The 22961-nt window shown below is 71.0% G+C and carries 15 protein-coding genes; 8 read left to right on the top strand and 7 right to left on the bottom strand.

The window, feature by feature from the left end; translation table 11 throughout:
- Window positions 1-63: 63 nt before the first annotated feature.
- Entirely contained in the window at window positions 64-870 is an 807-nt protein-coding gene (locus ACUKCB_RS16375) for a TIGR03089 family protein (RefSeq protein WP_473036476.1), read from the bottom strand.
- A 154-nt stretch (window positions 871-1024) separates the two neighbouring features.
- Here ACUKCB_RS16375 and ACUKCB_RS16370 point away from each other — a divergent pair, with 154 nt between their 5' ends.
- The 3 genes from ACUKCB_RS16370 to ACUKCB_RS16360 are packed head-to-tail and all read left to right on the top strand — an operon-like array spanning window position 1025 to window position 5224.
- Window positions 1025-3121 (top strand): hypothetical protein, encoded by a 2097-nt coding sequence (locus tag ACUKCB_RS16370; RefSeq protein WP_473036475.1) that lies wholly within the window; start codon window positions 1025-1027, stop codon window positions 3119-3121.
- A gap of 10 nt (window positions 3122-3131) precedes the next feature.
- Window positions 3132-4067, top strand: coding sequence for a glycosyltransferase family 2 protein (locus ACUKCB_RS16365; protein WP_473036474.1), 936 nt, complete (start codon window positions 3132-3134; stop codon window positions 4065-4067).
- Window positions 4064-5224, top strand: coding sequence for a glycosyltransferase family 4 protein (locus tag ACUKCB_RS16360; RefSeq protein ID WP_473036473.1), 1161 nt, complete (start codon window positions 4064-4066; stop codon window positions 5222-5224). The genes ACUKCB_RS16365 and ACUKCB_RS16360 overlap by 4 nt, the downstream gene beginning before the upstream one ends.
- 48 nt (window positions 5225-5272) lie before the next feature.
- On the opposite strand, the gene ACUKCB_RS16355 is transcribed toward ACUKCB_RS16360, so the two are convergent.
- Window positions 5273-6046: a hypothetical protein gene (locus ACUKCB_RS16355; RefSeq protein WP_473036472.1), complete on the bottom strand. Its 774-nt coding sequence runs from the start codon at window positions 6044-6046 to the stop codon at window positions 5273-5275.
- Window positions 6047-6142: 96 nt separating this feature from the next.
- A complete protein-coding gene (locus ACUKCB_RS16350; RefSeq protein WP_473036471.1) occupies window positions 6143-7132 on the bottom strand; it encodes a lysylphosphatidylglycerol synthase domain-containing protein in 990 nt (329 codons plus the stop codon).
- Between the two features lie 206 nt (window positions 7133-7338).
- On the opposite strand from ACUKCB_RS16350, the gene ACUKCB_RS16345 reads away from it, so the two are divergent.
- From ACUKCB_RS16345 to ACUKCB_RS16335, 3 genes are all read left to right on the top strand, one after another.
- Window positions 7339-10992, top strand: a complete 3654-nt coding sequence (locus ACUKCB_RS16345; RefSeq protein ID WP_473036470.1) for a tetratricopeptide repeat protein — start codon at window positions 7339-7341, stop codon at window positions 10990-10992.
- A 21-nt stretch (window positions 10993-11013) separates the two neighbouring features.
- Window positions 11014-11376, top strand: coding sequence for a hypothetical protein (locus ACUKCB_RS16340; protein WP_473036469.1), 363 nt, complete (start codon window positions 11014-11016; stop codon window positions 11374-11376).
- A 79-nt stretch (window positions 11377-11455) separates the two neighbouring features.
- Window positions 11456-14083 (top strand): bifunctional FO biosynthesis protein CofGH, encoded by a 2628-nt coding sequence (locus ACUKCB_RS16335; RefSeq protein WP_473036468.1) that lies wholly within the window; start codon window positions 11456-11458, stop codon window positions 14081-14083.
- A gap of 129 nt (window positions 14084-14212) precedes the next feature.
- Here the strand turns inward: ACUKCB_RS16335 and ACUKCB_RS16330 are convergent, their stop codons facing one another.
- The 4 genes from ACUKCB_RS16330 to cofD form a co-directional block, all read right to left on the bottom strand.
- A complete protein-coding gene (locus tag ACUKCB_RS16330) occupies window positions 14213-16585 on the bottom strand; it encodes a chitinase C-terminal domain-containing protein (protein WP_473036467.1) in 2373 nt (790 codons plus the stop codon).
- A 126-nt stretch (window positions 16586-16711) separates the two neighbouring features.
- The gene (locus ACUKCB_RS16325) at window positions 16712-17947 is read right to left on the bottom strand and encodes a glycosyl hydrolase family 18 protein (RefSeq protein WP_473036466.1); all 1236 of its coding nucleotides are present in this window, start codon (window positions 17945-17947) and stop codon (window positions 16712-16714) included.
- A 422-nt stretch (window positions 17948-18369) separates the two neighbouring features.
- Window positions 18370-19665: a coenzyme F420-0:L-glutamate ligase gene (locus ACUKCB_RS16320; protein ID WP_473036465.1), complete on the bottom strand. Its 1296-nt coding sequence runs from the start codon at window positions 19663-19665 to the stop codon at window positions 18370-18372.
- Window positions 19662-20651: a 2-phospho-L-lactate transferase gene (cofD, locus tag ACUKCB_RS16315; RefSeq protein WP_473036464.1), complete on the bottom strand. Its 990-nt coding sequence runs from the start codon at window positions 20649-20651 to the stop codon at window positions 19662-19664. The genes ACUKCB_RS16320 and cofD overlap by 4 nt, the downstream gene beginning before the upstream one ends.
- 249 nt (window positions 20652-20900) lie before the next feature.
- On the opposite strand from cofD, the gene ACUKCB_RS16310 reads away from it, so the two are divergent.
- Both ACUKCB_RS16310 and ACUKCB_RS16305 read left to right on the top strand, forming a co-directional pair.
- On the top strand, window positions 20901-22235 hold the full coding sequence (locus ACUKCB_RS16310; RefSeq protein WP_473036463.1) for a hypothetical protein: 1335 nt from the start codon (window positions 20901-20903) through the stop codon (window positions 22233-22235).
- 239 nt (window positions 22236-22474) lie between these two features.
- Window positions 22475-22762, top strand: a complete 288-nt coding sequence (locus tag ACUKCB_RS16305) for a WhiB family transcriptional regulator (RefSeq protein ID WP_014908913.1) — start codon at window positions 22475-22477, stop codon at window positions 22760-22762.
- The last annotated feature ends 199 nt before the right edge of the window (window positions 22763-22961 follow it).

The following is a 22961-nucleotide window of genomic DNA, read 5'->3' as shown; positions in this document are numbered from 1 at the left end:
GTTCTACCAAACCGACATCACAGACAAAGGGCCGGCCTTGTTCGGGGCCCGCCCGGACCGGGCTCAGCCCACCCGGCGGAAGGGCAGCTCACCTTCGAGTTCGGTCCCGTACAGGGCGCTCACCCGCTCCGTCCCCATCCGGTCCAGGAACCGCTGGAGGCCGTCCTCGGCCGGGGCGGGGGTCAGCACCAGGGGGACCCCGGAGACGACCGCCGCGGTGAGCACCGCCAGCTCCCCGCCCAGGGCGGTGAGCGGGGCGTCCGGGGCGACGACCACGGCGAGCCGGTCCTGCGCGTCCAGTTCCCACTCCTGGGCCAGGGACCGTCCGGCGGCCACCACCTCGGAGCCGGTGAGGGTGCGCCCGGCGGACTCCAGAGCGGGTTCCGCGGGGTCCACCGGGTACGCGGGGAAGTGGTCGCCGTGCCCGCGCACCTCCACGGTGTAGTCGGTGACCATGGGCGGAACCTCGCGCAGCGGCAGGCCCAGCGGGTCCAGGGAGGTGCCCACGACCTCCTCGGCGCCGCTGTCCAGGGCGTCCTCCAGGCGGCCCGGGGCGGCCACCGCGACCTCGGCGCCCGGGGCGACCCCGTCCGCGGACAACACCGCCGCGGCCCCCACCGACCAGCAGGACAGCAGCCACGCCAACGACTGCCAGTGCGGCGGCAGGGCGAGCGCGATCCGGTCCCCCGGCTGCGTACCGAAACCGTCCACGAGCATGTTGGAGGTCTTGGACACCCAGTTGTCGAGGGTGGCCCGGGACAGCTCGATCCGGTCGCCGAATTCGTCGTAGGAGGTCACGAACGGCCGGGAGGGATCGGTGGAGACGAGGTCGCGCCAGAGCCGCGCGGGAGAGTCGGACATGGCGCCCATGTTAGGGCGTGTTCGGCGGGCGTCCGCCCTGCCGCGCGTCGCCCGGCACGTCTCCCACCGAGCTCGTGGCCGACCGCCCCGCCCCGGCGGCGCAGCGGCCCCGCCACGGGGGCGCGGTGTGCGTACCGTGCCGACAAGTGCCAGAGTTGCCCCCATGCGCCTGCTTCCCGGACGGTGCCTCGCCCGTGTGACCGCGCTCCCCGCGATCGCCCTGTCGGCCTGGCTCCTCGCGGCCTTCCCCCTCCTGCTCCTCGGCCAGTTCACCCCGCTGACCGGAGCCGCCCTGGGGCTCCCCGCCGTGGTCGCGGCCTGCGCCCTCCTGCCCCGCCTCGTCCCGGACCCGCCGGTCGACGAGGACGTGCCCTGGTGGCCGGTGATCGCGGTCCTGGGCATCACGGTGGCCTTCGCGGCCGTCCAGATCGCCTTCCACGCCGAGGCGCTGGTGATCCGGCGCGACCCGGCCTCCTACGCGATGTACACGTCCTGGATCGCGGAGAACGGCTACCTGCCCATCCCGCAGCAGCGCGAACTCATCGCGGGCGACGACCCGGGGCTCAGCTACCAGAGCCTCGCCCACTACCAGCGCGACGACGTCATCTGGCCGCAGTTCATGGCCGGGGCGCCCCTGGTGCTGGCCGCCGGCTACTGGCTGGGCGGACTCGACGGCATGCTCGTGACCGCACCGATCCTGGGGGCCCTGGGCGTCCTCACCTTCGCCGGGCTCACCGCCCGCCTCGTCGGTGCCCGCTGGGCCCCACTGGCCGCTCTGGTCCTGGCGGTCTGCCTCCCCCAGCAGTGGGTCAGCCGGTTCACCTACAGCGAACCCCTCGCCCAGGTCCTGCTCCTGGGCGGCCTGGTCCTCGCCTTCGACGCCCTGTCCCGGCACCGCCACCTCACCGACCGCTGGCAGTCCCCGCAGACGCTGGCGGCCGTCGCCGGAGTGGTGTTCGGCCTGGGGGTGCTGGTGCGCATCGACGCCATCCGCGACCTCCTGCCGGTGGTGGGCTTCGTCGGGCTCCTGCTGGTCGCCCGGCGCGGACAGGCGCTGCCGCTGCTCGCCGGGCTCTGCGTGGGCCTCGCCTACGGACTGATCGCGGGGTACGGCTACTCCTACCCCTACCTGGAGTACCTGTCGGACTCGCTGAATCCGCTCCTGCTGATCAGCGCCGGGGTCGTCTTCGCCACCGTCGTGCTCACCGCGGCCCTGTGGCGGTACGGGCTGCCGCACACCGAACGGGTGCGCTGGCTGCCCGGCGCGGTGGCGCTGTTCGCGCTGCTGGTCATGGTCGGTTTCGCTGTCCGCCCGCTGCTGTGGCCGGACTACGGGCACGGCAGCGACTTCACCGACCAGTGGGTCGCCTACGTGCAGGGGGTCGAGGGCCTGCCGATCGAGGGCAGCCGCACCTACTACGACATGAGCCTGTACTGGGTGGGCTGGTACGTGGGGCTGGGCACCGTGCTGTTCGCCTCCCTGGGCGTGGCCCTGGTCCTGCGCAGACTGATCCTGCGCCGCGACCCGTACTGGCTCCTGCCCGCCATGCTGCTCGTGTGGACGGTCGGCACGACCCTGCTGCGCCCCGCCATCACCCCGGACCACCCCTGGGCCAGCAGACGCCTGATCGTGCTGGTGATCCCCGCGTTCATCCTGTTCGCGGTGTGGTTCCTGGCCTGGCTGACCCGCTATTGCGAGAGGGCCGTCGACGACGCCCGGGGCGGGCCGCTCGCCAGGTCGCTGCCGTCCGTGCTCGCCGCCGGCGCCGCCGTGTCCCTGCTCGTGCCCGCGGCCGTGACCTCCGCCTGGGGGATCATGGGGTACCGGCAGGACGTGGGGACGGTCGCGCAGACCGAACGGCTCTGCGAGTCGCTGCCGACCCACGCCTCGGTCATCGTGGTCGACTCCGGGATGGCCGGGGGGTACATGCCGCTGCTGCGCAACGTGTGCGGGGTGCCCACCGCCGCCCTGGACGACCCCACACCGGAGTCGGTCGAACGCGTCGTCTCCGCCGTGCACGAGCGCGGCCGGGACGCCGTGCTCGCCGGGCCGGAGTGGGACCTGCTGACCGAGCTCACCGGCCCCTCGGTGGAGCCCGAACGGCACTTCCACGTGGTCGCCGAGATGGACCCGAGTACCCTCATGGAACCCCCGACCGGGCACTGGACCTTCAACGGAAGCGTGTGGACCGCCGTTCTGCCCGCACCCGAGTGCCCTCCGACGGCCTCGTGCCCCGACCCAGTCACCAGCACAAGCTGAGAAGAACCGGATGAGACCAGCAGACCCGAACCGCCCCGAAGGCCCCGAGCAGGACCCGCCCGTGCGGGTCACCGTCGTCCTCCCCTGCTACAACGAGGAGGAGCACGTCGTCGACGAGATCAAGCGGATCTGCTCGGCGATGGACGCCTCCGGGTACGGGTACGAGCTTCTCGCGGTCGACGACGCCTCCACCGACGGCACCCTCACCCGGCTGCGCGAGGCCGCCGGACTCTTCCCGCACATGCGCGTGGTGGCCTTCGGGCACAACGGCGGCTCGGGCACCGTGCGGCGGATCGGCAGCCAGCGGGCCCGCGGCGAGTACGTGGTGTGGACCGACGCGGACATGAGCTACCCCAACGAGCGCATCCCCGAGTTCGTCGCCATGCTCGACGCCGACCCCGAGACGGACCAGGTCGTGGGCGCCCGCACCCAGGAGATGGGCACGCACAAGGCGCTCCGGGTCCCCGCCAAGTGGCTGATCCGCAAGATCGCCGAACGCCTCACCAACACCCGCATCCCCGACCTCAACTCGGGCCTGCGCGTGTTCCGCCGCGACGTCGCCCGCCCCTACCTGCGCCTGCTGCCGCCCGGTTTCTCCTGCGTCACCACCATCACGCTGGCGTTTCTCTCCAACCAGCACCCCGTGAAGTACGTGCCCATCGAGTACGCCAAGCGCGCGGGCACGTCCAAGTTCCACTTCGTGCGCGACGCCTACCGGTACATCCTCCAGGTGCTGCGCATGGTCATGTACTTCAACCCGCTCAAGGTCCTGATGCCGCCCGCCCTGTGGCTGCTGGGGATCGGCGCGGCCAAGTTCGTCTACGACCAGGTCCGCAATCCGCTCTACATGCCCAACAACACCGTCATGATCCTGATGACCGGGCTGATCATCGCGGCGATCGCGCTCCTGGCCGACCTCATCGTGCGTTCCAGGGAGCACCCGTGACCGAAGCGGACCGGAGCGCGGGCGGCCCGGGGGTCCCCGCGGCACGGAGCATCGTCCTCGTCGGCCCCGCCCACCCCTACAAGGGAGGCGGGGCCCGGCACACCACCGAGCTCGCGCACCGGCTGCGCGGCCTCGGCCACGCGGTGCGGATCGAGTCGTGGCGGGCGCAGTACCCGGCGGCGCTGTACCCGGGACGGCAGACCATCACCGACCCCGAGGGCGAGCCGTTCCCCGACACCCGGCACGACCTGGCCTGGTACCGCCCGGACGGTTGGTGGCGAACCGGGCGGTGGCTGGCCCGGGACGCCGACCTGGTGGTGCTGACCCTGTTCTCGCCGGTGCAGGTGCCCGCCTACCTGGGTCTCCTCGCCGGGATCAGGTCCCGTGGCCGGACCGGTGCCGGTCCCAGGGTGGTGGCGCTGTGCCACAACGTCCTGCCGCACGAGCGCCGCGCGATCGACGTCTCCCTGGTCCGTGCGCTGCTGCGCCGGGTCGACGGGGTCCTCACCCACTCGTCCGAGCAGGGCCGCCTCGCCGAAGGGCTCCTCGTGCCCCAGGGGCCGGCCCCCGTGGTCGCGGAGATGCCCCCGCACCTGCCCGAGACCGGGGGAGCGCGTTCGGAGGAGCAGCCGGGCGAACACCGGCACCTGTTGTTCTTCGGGATCGTCCGGCCCTACAAGGGTGTGGACGTACTGCTGCGCGCCCTCGCCGAGGGAGCGCCCGAGGACGTCACCCTCACCGTCGCGGGTGAGTTCTGGGGCGGCTCGGCGGACCTGGCCGCTCTGGCGGGGGAGCTGGGGCTGACCGATCGGGTCCGGTTCCGGGAGGGCTACGTGCCGGTTGAGGAACTCCCCGGCCTCCTCGCCGAGGCCGACGCCCTCGTGCTGCCCTACCGTTCCGCCACCGCCACCCAGAACGTGTGGCTGGCCCACGAACACGGGCTCCCGGTCATCGCCACTCGGGCGGGCACCCTCGCCGACCACGTCCGGGACGGGGCGGACGGCCTGCTCTGCGAGCCCGGAGACGTCCCGGACCTGGCCCGGGCGCTGGCCGGGTTCTACCGTCCCGGTGAACCGGCCAGACTCCGGGCGGGGGTCCGTCCGGTCGACGCCGAACCGTACTGGCGGGCCTACATCGACCGGCTCCTCGGGTCCTGAGCCGGCCGCCGGGCCGGAAGCCGGGTCCAGGGCTCGGAGCCGCCGGGCCTACCGCGCGGCCCTGTCCCTCAGATGCAGGACGGCCGGCACCAGCAGGCAGAGCGCGCCGAGCACGCCCATGGTCAGGATGACCCAGGGCAGGTGGTCCCGCCAGTCGGAGGGACCGGCGGCCTCGTCCGCTCCGGCCTCCCGCTGCTGGTCCTGCTCCTCCTCGGTGCCGACCTGGACGCTGGCGAGCGGGCCGCCGCCGACCACCGCGCAGTCGCCGAAGCCGGGAAGGGAGAAGGCCTCGGTGGCGACGCGGACCTCGTAGAAGCCCACCGGGGGCTCCCAGTCCTGCCAGGCCAGGGTGGGTGAACCGTCTCCGGACAGGAGCCGGCCGTCTGCACCGGACAGGGTGGCGGTCAGCGGTCCGGCGCGATCGGCGGCTTCGGTCATCTCCTCGGGGGTGACCCCGGGCAGGGGCCGTGCGTGCGGTGCCAGGGCGAGTTCGAGTTCGGCCACCGTCTCGGCGCCCCCGGTGGTCCCAGCGTTCTCTGCGACCTCGGCGTCCCCGGCGAGTTCGGCCGCCAGGTCCAGGGAGAGCTCCGAGCGCCCCTCGGTGGACCGGCTCAGGACGGGGAAGACCTGCCCGACCACGGTGACGGTGCCCGCGCCCCGGTCGCACTCGACCTCGGCGGGTTGGACGTAGGCGTGCGAGGGGCCTTCGGGCGTCGGGTCGGTGGCGGTCGCCGGAGCGGCGGCGCCGAGCAGGGCCGGTACCGGGGCCAGTGACAGGGCGAGGGCGGACAGGACACGTGGGGAGCGGGGGGCCCAGTTCATACGGCATGAGCATAGGCCGCGCCGACCATAAAAGAAAGGTTTCTTTCCTGTTTTGCGCGGACATACCCCCAGGGTCCGGGTCCTGGAGAGCCGTGTTCAGACGGGGCCGGTCGCCGGATCGGACGCGGTGCCGTCAGCGTGCTCCGGCCCGTCTTCCCCACCGGGGCCCGGAGCCCTGGTCAGCAGTACCGCCAACCCGGCCCAACCCACGTCCGCCACCGTCATCACCAGCCGTGAGAGCACCGCCACGACCAACGCCGCACCCGCGTCCACCACAGGGGCCAACGCCACCACCAGCACTGCCTCGCGCACGCCCAGACCGGCGGGGGCGAACACCACCAGCAGCCCCAGGATCCAGGCCAGCGCGTAGGCGCCCACCGCCGGGCCGACCGAGCGCAGCGCGTCGCCGCCCACCGCCCAGGTCAGCAACCACACGTGCAGCCCCAGCGGCACCCAGGCCACCAGGGTCCAGCCCACGGACGCGGCGACCGAACTCCCCTCGACCCTCAGCGGACCCGCCTCGGCCACCTCCCGGAACCGGGAGAAGGGGCGCGCCGCCGACCGCACACCCCAGCCCAGCACACGCGGGTGCAGGCAGACCAGCAGCAGTGGAGCGGCGGCCAGCGCCCACCACCAGCGGCGGGCGGCCTCCACCGAGGACAGGGGCAGCGCCACGGCGGCCACCGCCAGGCTCACCGCCACCGTCACCGCGATCGCCAACAGGGTCGCGGCCGCTCCGCGCGAGCGCGGCACCCGCCAGTCCCGGGCCAGCTCCACCTGGGCCACGAACGCCCACACCGAACCGGGCAGGTACTTGCCGAGCTGTCCGACGAACATCACCCGGGCGGCCGCCGCGCGCGGCAGCGCGGAACCCAGACCGGCGAGCAGTGACCGCCACGCCAACATCTGCGCGGCCAGCCCCGCCATCCCGGCCAGGGCGGCGGCGGGCAGCACCCACAGCGGGAGTTCGGAGACGGCGTCGCGGGCCTGCGTCCAGTTGGCGTACAGGGCCGCGCCCGCGCACGCGCACACCAGCGCGAGCAGGGACAGGCGCACCCACATGTTGCGTCGGAGCCGAGTCAGCACTCCGCCACCCTAGTGCGCCGGACCCGCTCGCATCGGTTGCCCGCGGGCCCGTCCCTCCGAAGGGACGACTGTCCTCGGCGGGGCGGGGCCGTGGTCGGAAAGCACCACAAGCCCGCCATCGCGGGCTTTCGGTGTGCTTCCATGGAGGCCCTGTCACGCCCCGCCCCCCGGGCAGTACGGCCCAGCCCCCAGGAAGAGAGGCCCCCGTGGTCGACCGAATGATCGTGGACATCTCCCCCGGGGGTGTCGTGGACGTCGCGGTGCACTGGGCCCACGAGACCGCTCCCCAACGGATCGGTGAACCCACGGCGGTGGAGCTGCCGTTGGACAGCTCCGACCTGGAGGATCTGCGCTGGTACCTGGAGGACTACCTGCGCTGGCCGTACGGAAAGTACGCCGACCGGGGCCGGGAGGTGGCCCGGCGGATGACCGAGTGGGGCACGGCCCTCTTCCAGGCCCTGTTCCGGACCGGCCCCTGGCGCGAGGCCTACGGCGCCCTGCGCGCCCGCGCCACCCACGTCGAAGTGGTCGTCCAGTCCACTTCCGCGCTCCACCTGGGCCTGCCCTGGGAACTGCTGCACGACCCCTCCCGGGACAGGCCGCTGGTCCTGGACGGGGTGGGCGTCGTCCGCAGTCTGCCCGCCAACCCGCTGGAACCCGCCTTCCCCCTCGCCCAGAAGGACCTACGGGTCCTGATGGTCATCTCCCGCCCGGCCGGGGAAAGGGATGTCGGTTACCGGATCATCGCCCGCCCCCTGCTGGAGCGGTTGGAGGCCGTGCGCGGCAGGGTCGACCTGGTCCTGCTGCGGCCGCCCACCCTGGACCGGCTGAGCGAGGTGTTGGCCGAGGCCGTGCGGGAGGGCAGACCCTTCCAGATCGTGCACTTCGACGGTCACGGAGCCTTCGGGACAGCACCAGCGTCCACCTCGGGGGCGGGCCGGGGGTGGGACCGGCGCCTGTTCCAGGGCGACGTCCCCCAGGGCATGCTGGCGTTCGAGAGGTCCGGAGGCGGCACCGACCTGGTGCCCGCGGAGCAGGTGGCCCGGGTCCTGGCTGAGGGGCAGGTCCCGGTGGTGGTCCTCAACGCCTGCCAGTCCGGTCAGCTGGAGGCGGAGGCGGAGGCGGCGATCGCGACCCGCCTGGTCCAGGACCGGGTCGCCTCGGTCATCGCGATGGCCTACAGCGTCTACACCTACGCCGCCGCCGAGTTCATGACCGCCTTCTACGAGCGCCTCTTCGCCGGTGACCGGGTCGCCGAGGCCGTCACCGCGGGCCGCCGTCGACTCGCCCTCAAGGACACCCGCACCAGCCCTCGCGGCGACCTGCCCTTCAAGGACTGGGTGGTGCCGGTCCACTACCGGCGCAGCGACATCGCCCTGCCCGGCCTGCGCACCGAGCGCACCGGGATGGACCCGATCGGGGAGATCCTCGACCGCCACCGCACCGCCACGACGGCCGCCACCCAGCCGGGCGAGGGGGAGTTGGCCTCCGAAGGTGTGTTCGTGGGCCGTGACAGCGTGTTCCACGCCCTGGAGACCGCTCTGCCCCACCAGAGGACGGTCGTGCTGCACGGTGCCGCCGGATCGGGCAAGACGGAGCTGGCCAAGGCCTTCGGCCGCTGGTGGCGCGACACCCGCGGGGTGGACCGGCCGGACCTGGTGTTCTGGTACTCCTTCCGGCCCGGCGGCCCCGCTTCCTACAGCCTCGACGGGGTGATCGGCCGGATCGGCGCTCAGGTGTTCGGGCCCGAGTTCACCACCCTGGACCCCGACCAGCGGGAGGCCGCGGTCCGGGAACTGCTCGCCACCCAGCGGTGCTTGCTGATCTGGGACAACTTCGAGAGCACCCACACCCTGCCCGACCCCGGAACCGCCACCCCGCCGCTGGACGAAACCGAACGCGACCGGATCAACGCCTTCCTGGGCGACCTCGCACGCGGCCGGAGCGCCCTGATCATCACCAGCCGTACCCGGGAGGAGTGGCTGGACGGGGTGCGGCGGGTACCCGTCGGCGGGCTGACCCTGGAGGAGGCCAACGAGTACACCGACCACCTCCTGGCGGGCTACCCCGACACACTGCCCAAACGGCAGGGGGAGGCCTTCGCCGACCTGCTGCGTTGGCTGGACGGCCACCCCATGAGCATGAAGCTCGTCCTGCCCCTGCTGGAGAGGGCCGACCCCGAAACCCTCCTGGAGGGATTGCGCGGCACGACTCCGCTGCCGGGGCGGGACGGTGCCGACCGGGACACCTCCCTGTCGGTCAGCATCACCCACTCCTTCACCCACCTGGCTCCGGAGGACCAGCAGGCGCTGACCGTGCTGTCGCTGTTCCACAGCACCGCCGACATCAACGTCCTGGGTGTGCCCACCGAGGGGCAGGGAGTCCCGGACCGGCTCCAGGGGCTCAGCCGTGACGACTGGAAGAAGGTCCTGGACCGGGCCGCCGGGATCGGGCTGCTCACCGAGCTCGGCGCGGGCATGTACCGGATGCACCCGGCCCTGCCCTCCTACCTGTCCGATCTCTGGCGCGCCACCCACCCGGAGGACTTCACCGCCCAACGCGAGGCGACCGTCCACGCGCTTTCGACCGCCTTCGCGGCCATCGCCGGATGGCTGTCCAAAAACTTCGGTACGGACGACGCCTCGACAGCCCTGGCGATGACCGCGGCCCACCAGTCCAACCTGGGGTACTTCCTCGCCCACGCCCTCGAACACCAGCTGTGGGAAAACGCCGTGCCGATTCGTCGGGTGCTCGAAAAGTACTGGGGTTTGCAAGGTATGGAAACGGAGGCCCAGGCTTGGTCGGATCGGGTCCGTCTGGTGGTGGAAACCGGCGATGGTTCGCCGCCTCGCCTGAACACGGGGGCTGGAGAGCTGTGGCTGTCTGTCTCCGCGGCTGAGGTGGTACGTCAACTGATCGCCAAACGGCTTGATGCCGCTCAGATGGTCTGTGTCGACATGATCGACGCTTTGCTGGAGCAGTCGGTTTCCGGGGAAGCGCGCGCGTACCTTGCTTTCGCTTATCGTCAGTTGGGTGTGGTTGCCCAGGAGCGCGGTGACCTGGACGGTGCCGGGGACTGGCACCACCGGTCGCTCGCCGTCGAGGGGGGACTGGGTGACCGTCAGGAGATGGCCGCCTCCTTCCATCAGCTGGGCATGATCGCGCATGACCGCGGTGACCTGGACGGCGCCGCGTCCTGGTTGCGCCAGTCGCTGGCCATCTCTGAAGAGCTTGATAACAAATCGGGCGTGGCATCCTCCTGCCATCACCTGGGTGTGGTCGCTCAGGCGCGTGGTGACCTGAAGGGTGCCGGGGACTGGCACCGCCGGTCGCTCGCCTGCGAGGAGGAACTGGGCGACCGTCGGGGTATGGCCGCCTCCTTTCACGAGTTGAGCATGATCGCCCAGGAACTCGGTGATTTCAGCGGTGCCCAATATTGGGTCCACCGGGAACTCGAAATTTCCGCGGAGCTTGATGACGGTCCGGGCCTGGCCTCCTCGTACCACCAATTGGGTATGATCGCCCAGAAGAGCGGCGACCTGGCCGGGGCCGAAGAATGGTTCCGCCATTCACTCGCCGTCAACGAAGAGCTCGGTGACCGGCCGAGAATGGCCTTGAACTACGCGGAGCGGGGATTTCTGGCGGTAGAGCGCGGGTCGCTGGGGCAGGCGCTGGAGATGGTGATTCGAAGCGTCGCACTGTTCTCGGACCTCCCGCATCCATCGACGGAAAGAGCGCTCGCCCTGCTCCGATTGCTGGCCAGGAACCTTGGGGTTCCCGTCCTGGAACAAACCTGGTCCGAAGTGATCGGGAACCCCTTGCCCGACAACGTGCGCGAGTTCGTCGAAGCATCCGAGTAACCCAAGTCGAGGAGTCCTCCCATGAACGACCCCGTCGCCCTCGGGGCCCGCGCCGCCGCCGAACGCCTGAGCGCGGTCCACGGCCCGCGGCTGCTCGCCGACGTGGAGGCCGAACTCCACGGTCGCGAGGCCGACCGCCGCCCCGACCAGTTCGTCGATCCGGTCGCGGTGGGTTCCCTCATTGTGGCCGTCGCCACCCTCGCCTGGACCGTGTACAAGGACCTGAGCTCCAAGAATCCCTCGGTAGCGCCCAGCTCCCAGGTGGTGACCCGGACCGTCACCACCCGACTGCGCCGCACACGCACCCTGACCGAGGAGGACGTCGAGATCGTCACCACCACGGTGGAGGAGACCCTCCCCGCGCTCGACGAGTCCCCGTCCTGACCCGGTCGTCCCACGACTGCCCGAACTGTCCGGGTGGCGGCCGAGGCCGGGAAGGGCCAGGAGCGTAGGGTGAGCCGTTATGAGTGGTGCGAACGACCCTGCCCCAATCCCCACACCCACGGCCTCCGCGATGCGCAGGGCACTGGCCCGAGCCCGGGACGGCAAGACCCTCGACGTCACCGAGGCCGAGGTACTCCTGCACGCCCGCGGTGAGGCCCTCGACCAGCTCCTGGAACACGCGGGAAGGGTCCGTGACGCGGGCCTGGAAGCGGCCGGGCGCCCCGACGTCATCACCTACAGCCGCAAGGTTTTCGTCCCGTTGACCCGCCTGTGCCGCGACCGCTGCCACTACTGCACGTTCGCGACCGTCCCCGGCCGCCTGGACGCCCCCTTCCTGTCCCCGGACGAGGTCCTGGACATCGCCCGAAGGGGCGCGGAGACGGGCTGCAAGGAGGTCCTCATCACCCTGGGGGACCGGCCCGAGGACCGGTGGAAGCAGGCCGCCGAATGGCTGAACTCGCGCGGCTACGACGACACCCTGTCCTACGTCCGCGCCATGGCCATCATGGTCCTGGAGGAGACCGGGCTGCTGCCGCACCTCAACCCCGGGGTGCTGACCTGGTCGGACCTGCAACGTCTCAAGCCGGTGGCCCCGTCCATGGGCATGATGCTGGAGACCACCTCCAGGCGCCTGTTCGAGGAGAAGGGCCAGCCCCACTACGGCAGCCCCGACAAGGACCCCGCCGTACGGCTGCGGGCGATGGAGGACGCGGGGCGCTCCAGCGTCCCCTTCACCACGGGCATCCTGCTCGGGATCGGTGAGACGGTCAGGGACCGGGCCGAGTCGATCTTCGCGATGCGCGGTGTCTCCCGCCGCTACGGCGGCATCCAGGAGGTCATCGTGCAGAACTTCCGGGCCAAGCCGGACACCGCGATGATGCACCGCCCCGACGCGGAACGCGACATGATGGCCGCTACCATCGCCGTGACACGTCTGGTCATGGGTCCCAAGGCACACATCCAGGCTCCGCCCAACCTCATCGCGGCCGAGCGGGGCGGCGTCGACGAGTACGAGCTGATGGTCCGTGCGGGCATCGACGACTGGGGCGGGGTGTCCCCGCTCACCGCGGACCACGTCAACCCCGAACGCCCCTGGCCCCAGATCGACGACCTCGCCGCCCGGACCGCCGCCCAGGGGTTCAGGCTGCGCGAACGCCTCACCGTCTACCCGGAGTACATCCGGGCGGGCGAACCCTGGGTCGACCCGCGCCTGAGCGCACACATCGAGGCGCTCGTGGACCCGGAGACCGGTCTGGCCCGGGAGGACGCCCCGCTGGTCGGACGCCCCTGGCAGGAGCCCGAGGCGGTCCTGGTCTCCTCCGGACGTACCGATCTGCACACCGGGATCGACGCCGAGGGGCGCACCTCGGACCGGCGCGGCGACTTCGACGCGGTCTACGGGGACTGGGACGAACTCACCCCGGGGGTGGACCGCAGGGGCGCCGAGCCCAGGCGCCTGGACCCCGAGATCTCCGCCGCGCTGCGCAGCGCCGAACGCGACCCGGCGGGGCTGAGCGACTCCGAGGCGCTGGCGCTGCTGCACGCCGAAGGCGACGCCCTGGAGGCACTCACCGGGCTGGCCGACCGGCTCCGCCGGGACGCCGTCGGCGACGACGTCACCTACGTTGTGACCAGGAACATCAACTTCACCAACGTCTGCTACACCGGTTGCCGGTTCTGCGCCTTCGCGCAGCGCCGCACCGACGCCGACGCCTACACCCTCTCCCTGGACCAGGTCGCCGACCGGGCGGAGGAGGCCTGGAAGGCGGGGGCCACCGAGGTGTGCATGCAGGGCGGGATCCACCCGGACCTGCCCGGCACCGCGTACTTCGACATCGCCGCCGCCGTCCGCGAGCGGGTTCCGGACATGCACGTCCACGCGTTCAGTCCGATGGAGGTGGTGAACGGCGCGGCCCGCACCAACCTGCCGGTCCGCGAGTGGCTGACCCGTGCCCGCGATGCGGGACTCGGCTCGATCCCGGGGACGGCCGCGGAGATCCTCGACGACGAGGTCCGGTGGATCCTCACCAAGGGCAAACTGCCCACCAGCGAGTGGATCGACGTCGTCACGACCGCGCACGACCTGGGCATTCCCACCACGTCCACGATGATGTACGGGCACGTGGACTCACCGCACCACTGGGTGGCGCACATCAAGCTGCTGCGCTCGCTCCAGGAGAGGGCGGTGGAGCGCAACGGCAGGCGCGGTTTCACCGAGTTCGTGCTGTTGCCGTTCGTGCACACCAACGCGCCGATCTACCTCGCCGGGCTGGCCCGCACGGGGCCGACCGTCCGCGAGAACCGCGCGGTGCACGCCCTGGCCCGCCTGCTCCTGCACGGACACATCGACAACATCCAGGGCTCCTGGGTGAAGCTCAACGAGGGCACCTTCCACCAGCTCCTCAACGGCGGCGTCAACGATGTCGGGGGCACGCTGATGGAGGAGACCATCAGCCGGATGGCCGGTTCCGGCCAGGGTTCGTTCAAGACGATCAGCGACATCAGGGCGCTGGTCGAACCCACGGGCCGTCCGGTGCGCCAGCGCACCACGACCTACGGTCCGGTCTCCGAGGAGCGGCAGCGCGTCGCGGAGGCCAGCGACGGCGTGGCCCCGAGCATCCTGCGCCCCGGTCTGCCCGTGGTCTGACCCCGGAACAGGAAACGAGGGGCGGGGCGCCGGGGATGGCGTCCCGCCCCTCGTCACTGCGCGGCCCCTCGGGGATGGGCCCGGGGCGAGGGGACCGCCGGTCGCGGGGGTGGGGCCCCGCGGTGCGGGTCAGCAGGTGCCGAGTACCTCCCACGCGCCCCACTCACCGGTGGTGCCGGGTTCGCCCTGAGTCCACCACCGGGCCCTGTACGCCGTGCCGTTGTGCGTCACGGTGTCGCCCTGGGTGTAGGTCCCGGCGGTCCACGCCGGTGCGGTGCAGTCGGCAGGCGGGTCGCCGCCGCCGTCGTCACCGCCCGCGGGCGCGTCGACCAGCGTGCCCTCCCTCGGGTGGTCGTAGGTGATCGCGTACTCGTTGGAGCCGACCGTGACGCGGAAGTTCGAGGGCTGTGAGATCGGGAGCTGGTAGCTGAGGGTGAAGTCCAGCGAACCTCCGGCCGGGATGCTCTGCCAGCCGGGCACGGTCAGCTCCACCCGGTGGAAGTCGCCGTCCAGGCCGCCGATGTTGTCCCCGCGGCTGTGCCCCGTCTGCACGTGGGTCAGCCCCATGCCGGACTGGTCGCTCATGTTGGCCGGGGCGGAGGTGCCGTAGTCGAACGTGATCGTCGAGCCGCCGGGGATCTCTCCCGCCGAGTTGTTCGTGACGGTCACGTCCGGGGTGATCGGGTAGTTGTTGTCTCCGAGGGAGAACCCGTGGAAGTCCACGTCGACGTCGAGGACCTCGGCGGGCGCGGCGGTCTGGGCCTTGACCGCACCGTAGGGGCCCGCGTTGCTCAGCGTCTGGTGCAGCGAGGTGACGAGCGTGTCGCCCATCTCGTACTGGCCCTTGGCGGAGTCGTACGAGTAGTCGCCCGCCATCTCCCAGATCATCACGCCGCCCAGGCCGGTGTCGGCCACGTAGTCGGCCTTGGCGCCGATGGCCTGGTCGGCGTCGCCCGACAGGAACGTCCGGGTGTCCGCGTTCCACCACCACTCGTTCTTGGTCACGTCGTCCCAGTGGCGTGTGTAGGTGCCTTCGAGCCCGTCGGTGACGCCGTAGTCGGCCGCGTAGTCCCCGACGACCCCGTTCTCCAGGTTGAGGACGTGCCAGATCGGGTTCACGCCCGCACCGATCGCGTCGCCGGTCACCGGGTCGCTGTCGTACCACAGGTTGTCGACGCCCTCGGCGCCGTGCCCGCAGGGAACGTTGATACCGGTGCCCGGTTGGCACTGGTTCTGGTCGGGCAGGGCCGCGGTGCCCCACAGGCCGTTCTCCCCGCCCTGCACGTCCTGCCAGCCACGGGTGTAGAAGGGCACGCCCAGGTTGATCCGGCCCGCCTGCATGGCGCCCCGGAAGTAGTGGTGCGCCCAGTCCGCGTTCAGGTAGCCGATGCCGTCGAAGGCGCCGTAGACGTCGCTCAGCTCGGGGTCCTGGCCGCTGTCGTAGAGCGCGGCGTTGTGGCCCACGAAGTGGTTCCAGGTGCCGTGCAGGTCGTAGGACATCATGTTGACGAAGTCCAGGTACTGGACGATCTGGTGCACCTCCTGGCCGCGCAGCAGCCAGCCGGAGGAGGGCGCCGCGACGGTCAGCTGGTAGTAGGTGCCGTCCTCGGCGGCGGCCTCGTCGAGCTTCTCGCGCAGGACGCGCATCAGCTCCTCGTAGCCCTCCCAGAGCAGGTCGCGCCGGGCGTCGGAGATCCAGTAGTCGTCCGGGCTGCCCGCGCCCTGCATCGAGGTCGCGTACTCGTAGTCGATGTCGAGGCCGTCGAACCCGTACTCGCGCACGAACTCCACGGCGGAGTCGGCGAAGGTCTCGATCCCGGCGTGGTTGACCCCGGTCTCGGTGGTGGTCGTCGAGTAGAAGCCGCCGCTGTCCACCCGCTCGCCGTCGGGACCGAAGAACCCGCCGGTCTCGGCCCAGCCGCCGACGGCGACCAGGGTCTTCACCCCCGGGTTCTCCTTCTTGAACTTGTTCAGCAGGTTGAAGTGGCCGTCGTAGCCGAATTCGGGGTCGGGCTCCAGACCGGGCTGGTCCCAGGTCATCCCGGTGGCGGGGTTGTCGGGGGTGTCGGGGCCGACGGACAGGCGGTTGTTCTCGTCGACGTGTCCGAACGCGTAGTTGATGTGGGAGATCTTGTCCCAGGGGATGTCGTCGGCCAGGTAGGCGGGCTGTCCGTTGGCGCCGTTGCGCCAGCTGGTGAAGTAGCCGATCACCCTGCGGTCGAGGCCGTTGGGCAGGAGCTCACGCCCCTCGGCGTCGTAGACGTCGCAGTAGGGGACGTCCAGGCCGGGGGTCTGGTGGAGCCCGTCGGGGCGGCAGTCCTCCCCGGCGGAGGCCGGAGCCGGCGCGCTCGGAGCAGACGAGGCCGGAGCGGGCTTGCTCGGGACCGGTGCGGGGAGGGCGGCGGCGGGAGGTGTGGCGAACAGCAGGCTCGCTGTGAAGCCCAGGCCCGCGGCGGCGGCGCCCAGGGCGCGCGCCCAGCGGGGGGAGGGTGTGGCTGTCATCGGGGGTTCCTTCGGGGGAGGAGAAGGCAGACAGGACGGACGGGGGTGGTCAGGTGGGCGAAACGGGTGGGAGAGGGGAGCGGTCCGGGGAGGGAGTGGCCCCGGACCGCTCATCGGGGGAGGAGGTCAGCAGGTGCCGACGCGGTCCCAGACGCCCCACTCGCCGGTGGTGCCGGGCTCCTCGCCCCGGGTCCACCAGCGGGCGGTGTAGACCGAACCGTCGTGGGAGACCGAGTCGCCCTGCGTGTACACGCTGCCGGAGCTCCAGGCGGGAGCGTCGCAGTCGGGGTCGGTCGGCTCGTCGGTCGGGGAGGGGGTGGGTGTGGGGTCCGGGCCGGGGTCGCCGGGGCCGCTGCCCAGCCGGGCGGAGATGGTGTCGGCGAAGTCGTAGCCGTTGGTGGCGTCCCAGTTGATCGACCAGGTCATCACGCCGCCGATCGGGCCGTACGGGGTGGCGGGGGAGAAGGAGCCGCAGTTGGTGCCGGCTTCCAGGCAGTCCAGGGCCGCGATGATGTCGCTCGGGGGCATGTGCCCGCCGCCCGCCGCGGAGGGGACCGCGGGCAGTCCCAGCCCGACCTGGCTCGGGTCCAGGCCCATCTCCAGCTGGATGCAGGCCTGGGCGGCGACGAAGTCGCTGGTGCCCTGGTGGTAGACGCCGTTGTCACACCCCAGCATGGAGCCGGAGTTGTAGTACTGCATGTTCACGATGGTGAGGATGTCGGAGATGTTCTCGGCCAGCTGGTAGTAGCCGGCGCTGGTGCTCTGGAAGTCGATGGTCTGCGGGGCCATCGTGATGATCAGGTCGTCCCCGACCTGGCCGCTGAGGTCGTGCAGGGCGTTGGACATGTGCTCGGCGTTGATGCCGTGCTCCAGGTCGATGTCCACGCCGTCGAACCCGTAGTCCTGCATGAGTTGGCGGGTGGTGTCCGCGAAGTTCCGGGCCTGGGTGGGGTTGGTGACGTCGACGTGCCCGAGTTCGCCGCCGACGGAGATGATCACCTTGCGGCCCTCGGCCTGGATGCCCGCGATGTCCTCGCGGAACTGCTCCTCGGTGTAGCCGTTCAGCTCGCTGCCGGCCAGGTTGAAGGTGATGCCGCCGTCGAGTTCGGGGTGGTTGTCGGCGAAGGCCACCGCCACCAGGTTGTACTCGCTGGGGATCTCGGAGAGCGGCATCACCGTGGAGCCGTTGTCGAAGTTGTGCCAGTAACCGGTGAGCCACTGGTCCGTCTGCTGGACCTCGGCGGTGTCGGACACGGTCTCGATCTCCGTGAGCGTGGCCTGACCACAGGCGGCGACGAGGGCGGTCGCGGCCGCGGCGAGGCCCCCGAGAAGGGTCAGCCGGGTCTTGCGGGGGGTGGACATGCGGGGGTGTTCCTTTCGTCGTGCGGAAGACGAAGAGGCGGCTCTCTGGGAGCCGGGTCGTGAGCCGGGCTAATTGTTAGGAAACTTTAAAGTTGCTGGGGCGGGGCGTCAACGGAAACGGTAAGGAAAGTTTGCAGTTTTCTTGGGCACCCGGTACCACCCGTGACCCCGCGCTCCGCGCAAACGGGACCCGTTGAGCCCGCACGAGCCCGCTCCACACCCGGGTCCGCTCTGTTCGGATCAGAGCCCGCAACGCCCCCGCACGGGCGTTCGCGGTCCGCTCCTGCGACCGTGCCCCCGCCCCGGTACACCGGAAGACGGGGGCACAGTCGCAGGGGAACCAGGCAGGTAGGCGCCGCACGGGGCCGGGCGGTCGGCGCGGTTCCCGTCGGCGCACGCCCGCCGTCAGCACACGCTCCCGGTCAGCGGACCTCGACGAAGTCGTCCGGGTCGCGCGGCGGCCGGTCCCTGGGCGCCTCGGCCGCGTAACCCACGGCCACCGCGCCCATCGGACGCCAGTCGTCGGGCACGTCCAGCACCTCGCGCACCACGTCCGCGCAGAACATCGTGGAGGAGATCCAGGCCGAACCCAGGCCCTCCATGGCCAGGCCCACCAACAGGCTCTGCACCCCGGCGCCCATGGCCACCAGGAACATCGACTGCTCGGCCTCGGCCCGGCGCTCGTCCGGGTAGGGGTGTGCGCCGTCGGCGACCAGGAACGGGACCACCAGGTAGGGCGCGCCGCGCAGGACGTCGCCGCGCCTGGTCCGCCTGGCGATCTGCTCCTCGGTGAAGCCGTCGCCACGCAGGTCGGCCACCCAAGCCTGGAGCATCGAGTCGAGCAGCCGCTTACGCGTGTCCGCCGACTCCACCAGCACGAACCGCCACGGCGTGGTGTGGTGCGGGGCGGGCGCGGTCACGGCGGTGGCCACCGCCCGGCGCACCAGGGCCGGATCGACCGGCCGGTCGGTGAAGGAACGCACGGTCCGTCGGGCCGGGACCACGTCCCGTGATCCGTACCGGAACATGTCGGCGTCGGCCGGGCGCACCAGCTCCGCGGCGCCGGGGCCGTCCTCCTCGGTGACCAGGTCGCCCAGGCCCGAGACCACCGCGACCGGAACACCCGAGGTCTTGCCCTTGACCAGCTCCCCCGCGCCCGCGATCTCGTCGGCGACCGCGTTGACCGTCGCCTCCATCAGGTTGCCGTGGGTGTCGACGGTGCCGCGCAGGTCCTGCACGGCGCGCAACCCGGCCGCACCGATGGCCACGTCGGTCTGGCCCACCCGCCACGGGCGGCCGAACGTGTCCGAGACGATCACCCCCACGCGCACGCCCAGGCGTGCCCGCAGGCTCGCGCGCAGACCGCGGGCCGAGGCGTCGGAGTCCTCGGGAAGCAGTAGTACGGTGCCCTGCTCGACGTTGGAGGCGTCCACCCCCGCCGCGGCCATGACCAGTCCCTGGCGGGTCTGCACGATCCGGGTCCGACCCATCCGCGCGACCACGCGCTCGGTCTCGGCGTCGACGGCCTCGTCGCGGTCCCCGCGCACGGAGCGGCCCTCGGCCTTGCTGACGATCTTGGAGGTGACGACCAGGACGTCGCCGTCGAGCAGCGGCTCGCCGGAGGCGGCCACGGCGTCGGCGATCAGCGCGGCGATGTCGTCACCCGGACCCACCTCGGGCATCCCGGTGAGTCCGCGTACCCGCACCCCGGCGCTCACCGCTGGCCGGCCCGGCGCTCGGACAACTCCACGGCCAGGTCCACGGCGGCCCGGGCGAGTGCCTCGGTGGCCTCGGGGTCGCTCATGTACAGCGGACGTGAGCGCACCTCGATCCCGTCCACCTCGGTGCCGGCATCGGCCTCGTCGACCAGCCAGCCGTCCAGCAGGTCCGAGCCGAGGTGCTCGGCGACCGCGCCGGCGCTGGTCCGCACACCGATCGCGTCCAGGCAGGCGTCCGCCATCCCGCGCACGGGGGCGTCTCCGATGATCGGTGAGACGCCTACCACCGTCTTGTCGACCATGGCTTCCCGGATGCCCTCGATGTTGAGGATGGAGCCCACGCTCACCACCGGGTTGGACGGCGGGATGATGACGGCGTCGGCGTTGCGGATGGCACGGATCACACCGGGGGCGGGCTTGGCCTTCTCCGCGCCCAGGCTGATGATCTCCTCGGCGGGCAGCGCGGCGCGGTGTCTGATCCACCACTCCTGGAAGTGGATGGCCCGGCGGCCGTCCCCGTCGTTGACGACCACGTGCGTCTCGACCTGGTCGTCGGTCATCGGCATCAGCCGCACGCCGGGCTGCCAGCGGTCGCACAGCGCGGTGGTGATCGCGGAGAGGGGGTAGCCGGCAGCGATCATCTGCGCTCGGACGATATGGGTGGCGGTGTCCCGGTCGCCCAACCCGAACCAGGTGGGTTTCATCCCGTAGGCGGCGAGCTCCTCCTTGACGGTGAAGCTCTCGTCGGTCCTGCCCCAGCCCTGTTCCTCGTTGATCCCGCCGCCGAGGGTGTACATCACGGTGTCCAGGTCGGGACAGATCCGGAGACCGAAGAGGGTGATGTCGTCACCGGTGTTGCCGATGACGGTGATCTGGTTCTCTGTGGCCTGGTTCGATTCGGTGGCCGCGTCCGTTCCGAGGGCGGCCTTGAGGCCGCGGAGGAAACGTGCGCCGCCGATACCGCCGGCCGGTACGACTATCCGCATGCGCCCAAGTCTGGCAGGCTGGGGGCGTGTATGGGTCGTCTGCCCCGCAGTGGATACGATCCGGCGTGACCGATTCGGTACCGACGGTGCGTGAACCTTCGGGCGGCGGTCGCCATCCCATCTCATCGGCCCTGCGTTCGGTGTCCCCGTTGTTCCTTCCCGGGCGCGCTTGGGTCGATTCACCCGACAGCCCGACGATATGCCAAGCTTCCTCCGACGCGACGGCGAAGCAGCAGAGGGGAACCTCTCTTGAACAACGAAACACTAGAACGCCTGCGCCTTCCCGGGGCCTGGGTCCTGCTGGGCGCCGTGGGCGTCCAGATGCTCGCCGGACTCATCTCGATGATCATCCGGTCGAACGACCAGTACTCGAGCTTTCCCCTGGCGATGACCAGTAGCGGCGGCAGTTTCTACGGAATCACCACCACGCTCCTGATCATCGGCGCGGTCGCCCTGGTGCTCACCAGCGAGCGGGCCAGGGCCTCGGCCTTCCCCGTGGTCCTGACCTCGATGATCATGGTCGGTATCGGGTTGCTGTTCTGCCTCATCAGCGCGATCAGCGGTTTCGTGGACGTGAACGACGGCGGCCTGGCCTTCGCCGGCTTCCTCTCCACCGCCGCCCAGGGCGCGGTGCTCGGTTTCTTCGGGTTCTACCTGATCAAGATCTTCAACGACCCCACCGTGGTCCCGCGGGCGCAGCCGCAGCAGCAGATGTACAACCAGCAGCCGTTCCCGCCCGCGACCGGTGCCCAGCAGTCGTTCGCCCAGCCCGGCTACCCGGCGGCGGACCCCGCGCAGCAGGCCCAGCAGGCCTACGGTTACGACGCCCAGCAGCAGGCTGCCTACGGTCAGGACGCGGCTGCCCAGCAGCAGGCCGCCTACGGTCAGGACGCCTACGGTCAGGCGCAGCCGCAGTACGGCCAGGACGTGGCCGCGCAGCAGGCCTACGGCTACGACGCCGCCCAGCAGGCGCAGCAGGCGCAGGCCTACGGCACCGGTGCCCAGCAGGCCTATGGTTACGACCCGGCGCAGCAGGCGCAGGCCTACGGGACCGGTGCGCAGCAGGCCGCCTACGGCACCGGTGCCCAGCAGGCCTACGGCCAGGACGTGGCCGCGCAGCAGGCCTACGGCTACGACGCCGCCCAGCAGGCGCAGGCCTACGGCACCGGCGCTCAGCAGGCCGCCTACGGCACCGGTGCCCAGCAGGCCTACGGTCAGGACGCCTACGGCCAGGTGCAGCCCCAGTACGGCCAGGACGTGGCCGCGCAGCAGGTCAACGAGTACGGCCAGGCCTACGACCCGTCCCAGTACGCGCCGCAGGCCGGGGCCGACCAGCAGGCTCAGGACGCCATCCAGCACGGTTGGTACCAGGACCAGGCCCAGCAGGGTCAGGACGCACCCGCCGAGCCCGGAGTTGAACCATTCTTTAACTCCGGTGAGAACACTGGTGGTGAGACGTCCGACCAGAGTGGTGGGGCGTACGGAAGCCAGTATGGCTCCGGCTCCGGCTACGGCTCTGACCAGCAGGGACAGGGCGGTACCGACAACCAGCAGAACTGGTACGGCAGCGACGGCCAGCGCTGAACCGGCTCGGGCCACCGCGCTCTCCGCACCTTGGGAGGTACGTGAATTGCGTGGTAATCCACAGAACGGACATCGCGGGCCTGCCGTTCACGGTTCGTTACATGATATTCAGTGGATTACCACGCAGGGCGCTTGACTCACAGTGAGGCGCACGCGTGTAATTCCAATGTGGGATTTCCACCCGACCTGGGGGACGAAAAGGGTCGGGGACATCTATTGGGGGGCTACAGGAGGTGCGCATGAGCGAGGTCATCCCGCTGGCGCACGGCTCGGACGAAGATCTGGGCTGGCAGGAACGTGCCCTGTGCGCGCAGACGGACCCGGAGGCGTTCTTCCCCGAGAAGGGCGGCTCGACCCGGGAGGCCAAGAAGGTCTGCCAGTCGTGCGAGGTCCGTGCGGAGTGCCTGGAATACGCGCTGGAGCACGACGAGCGCTTCGGCATCTGGGGGGGACTCTCCGAGCGCGAGCGCCGAAGGCTGAAGAAGGCCGCCGGGGGAGATTTCGATTTCCTGGCGGACATGCTGTAGGAGTGCGCGTCACAGCGCGCCCGGGCCACGAGCCCGGGCGCGCTTTTTTCATGTTCGGTGTACTTGAGTACCCTTCGTGCCCTTGGGCATGATTGGTGACTCATGCCTTCTGAGAGCTGAATGCTCCGATATGGTCGCCCCAGGCAGACCCGACCTAATAGGTCCCTAATGGTTCGGGGTGGCGTATCGTGATGTCCCG

The organism is Nocardiopsis moroccensis, from assembly GCF_055763695.1.
Note: the sequence above shows the minus strand (reverse complement) of the source record. Positions and strands in the feature narration are given on the sequence as shown.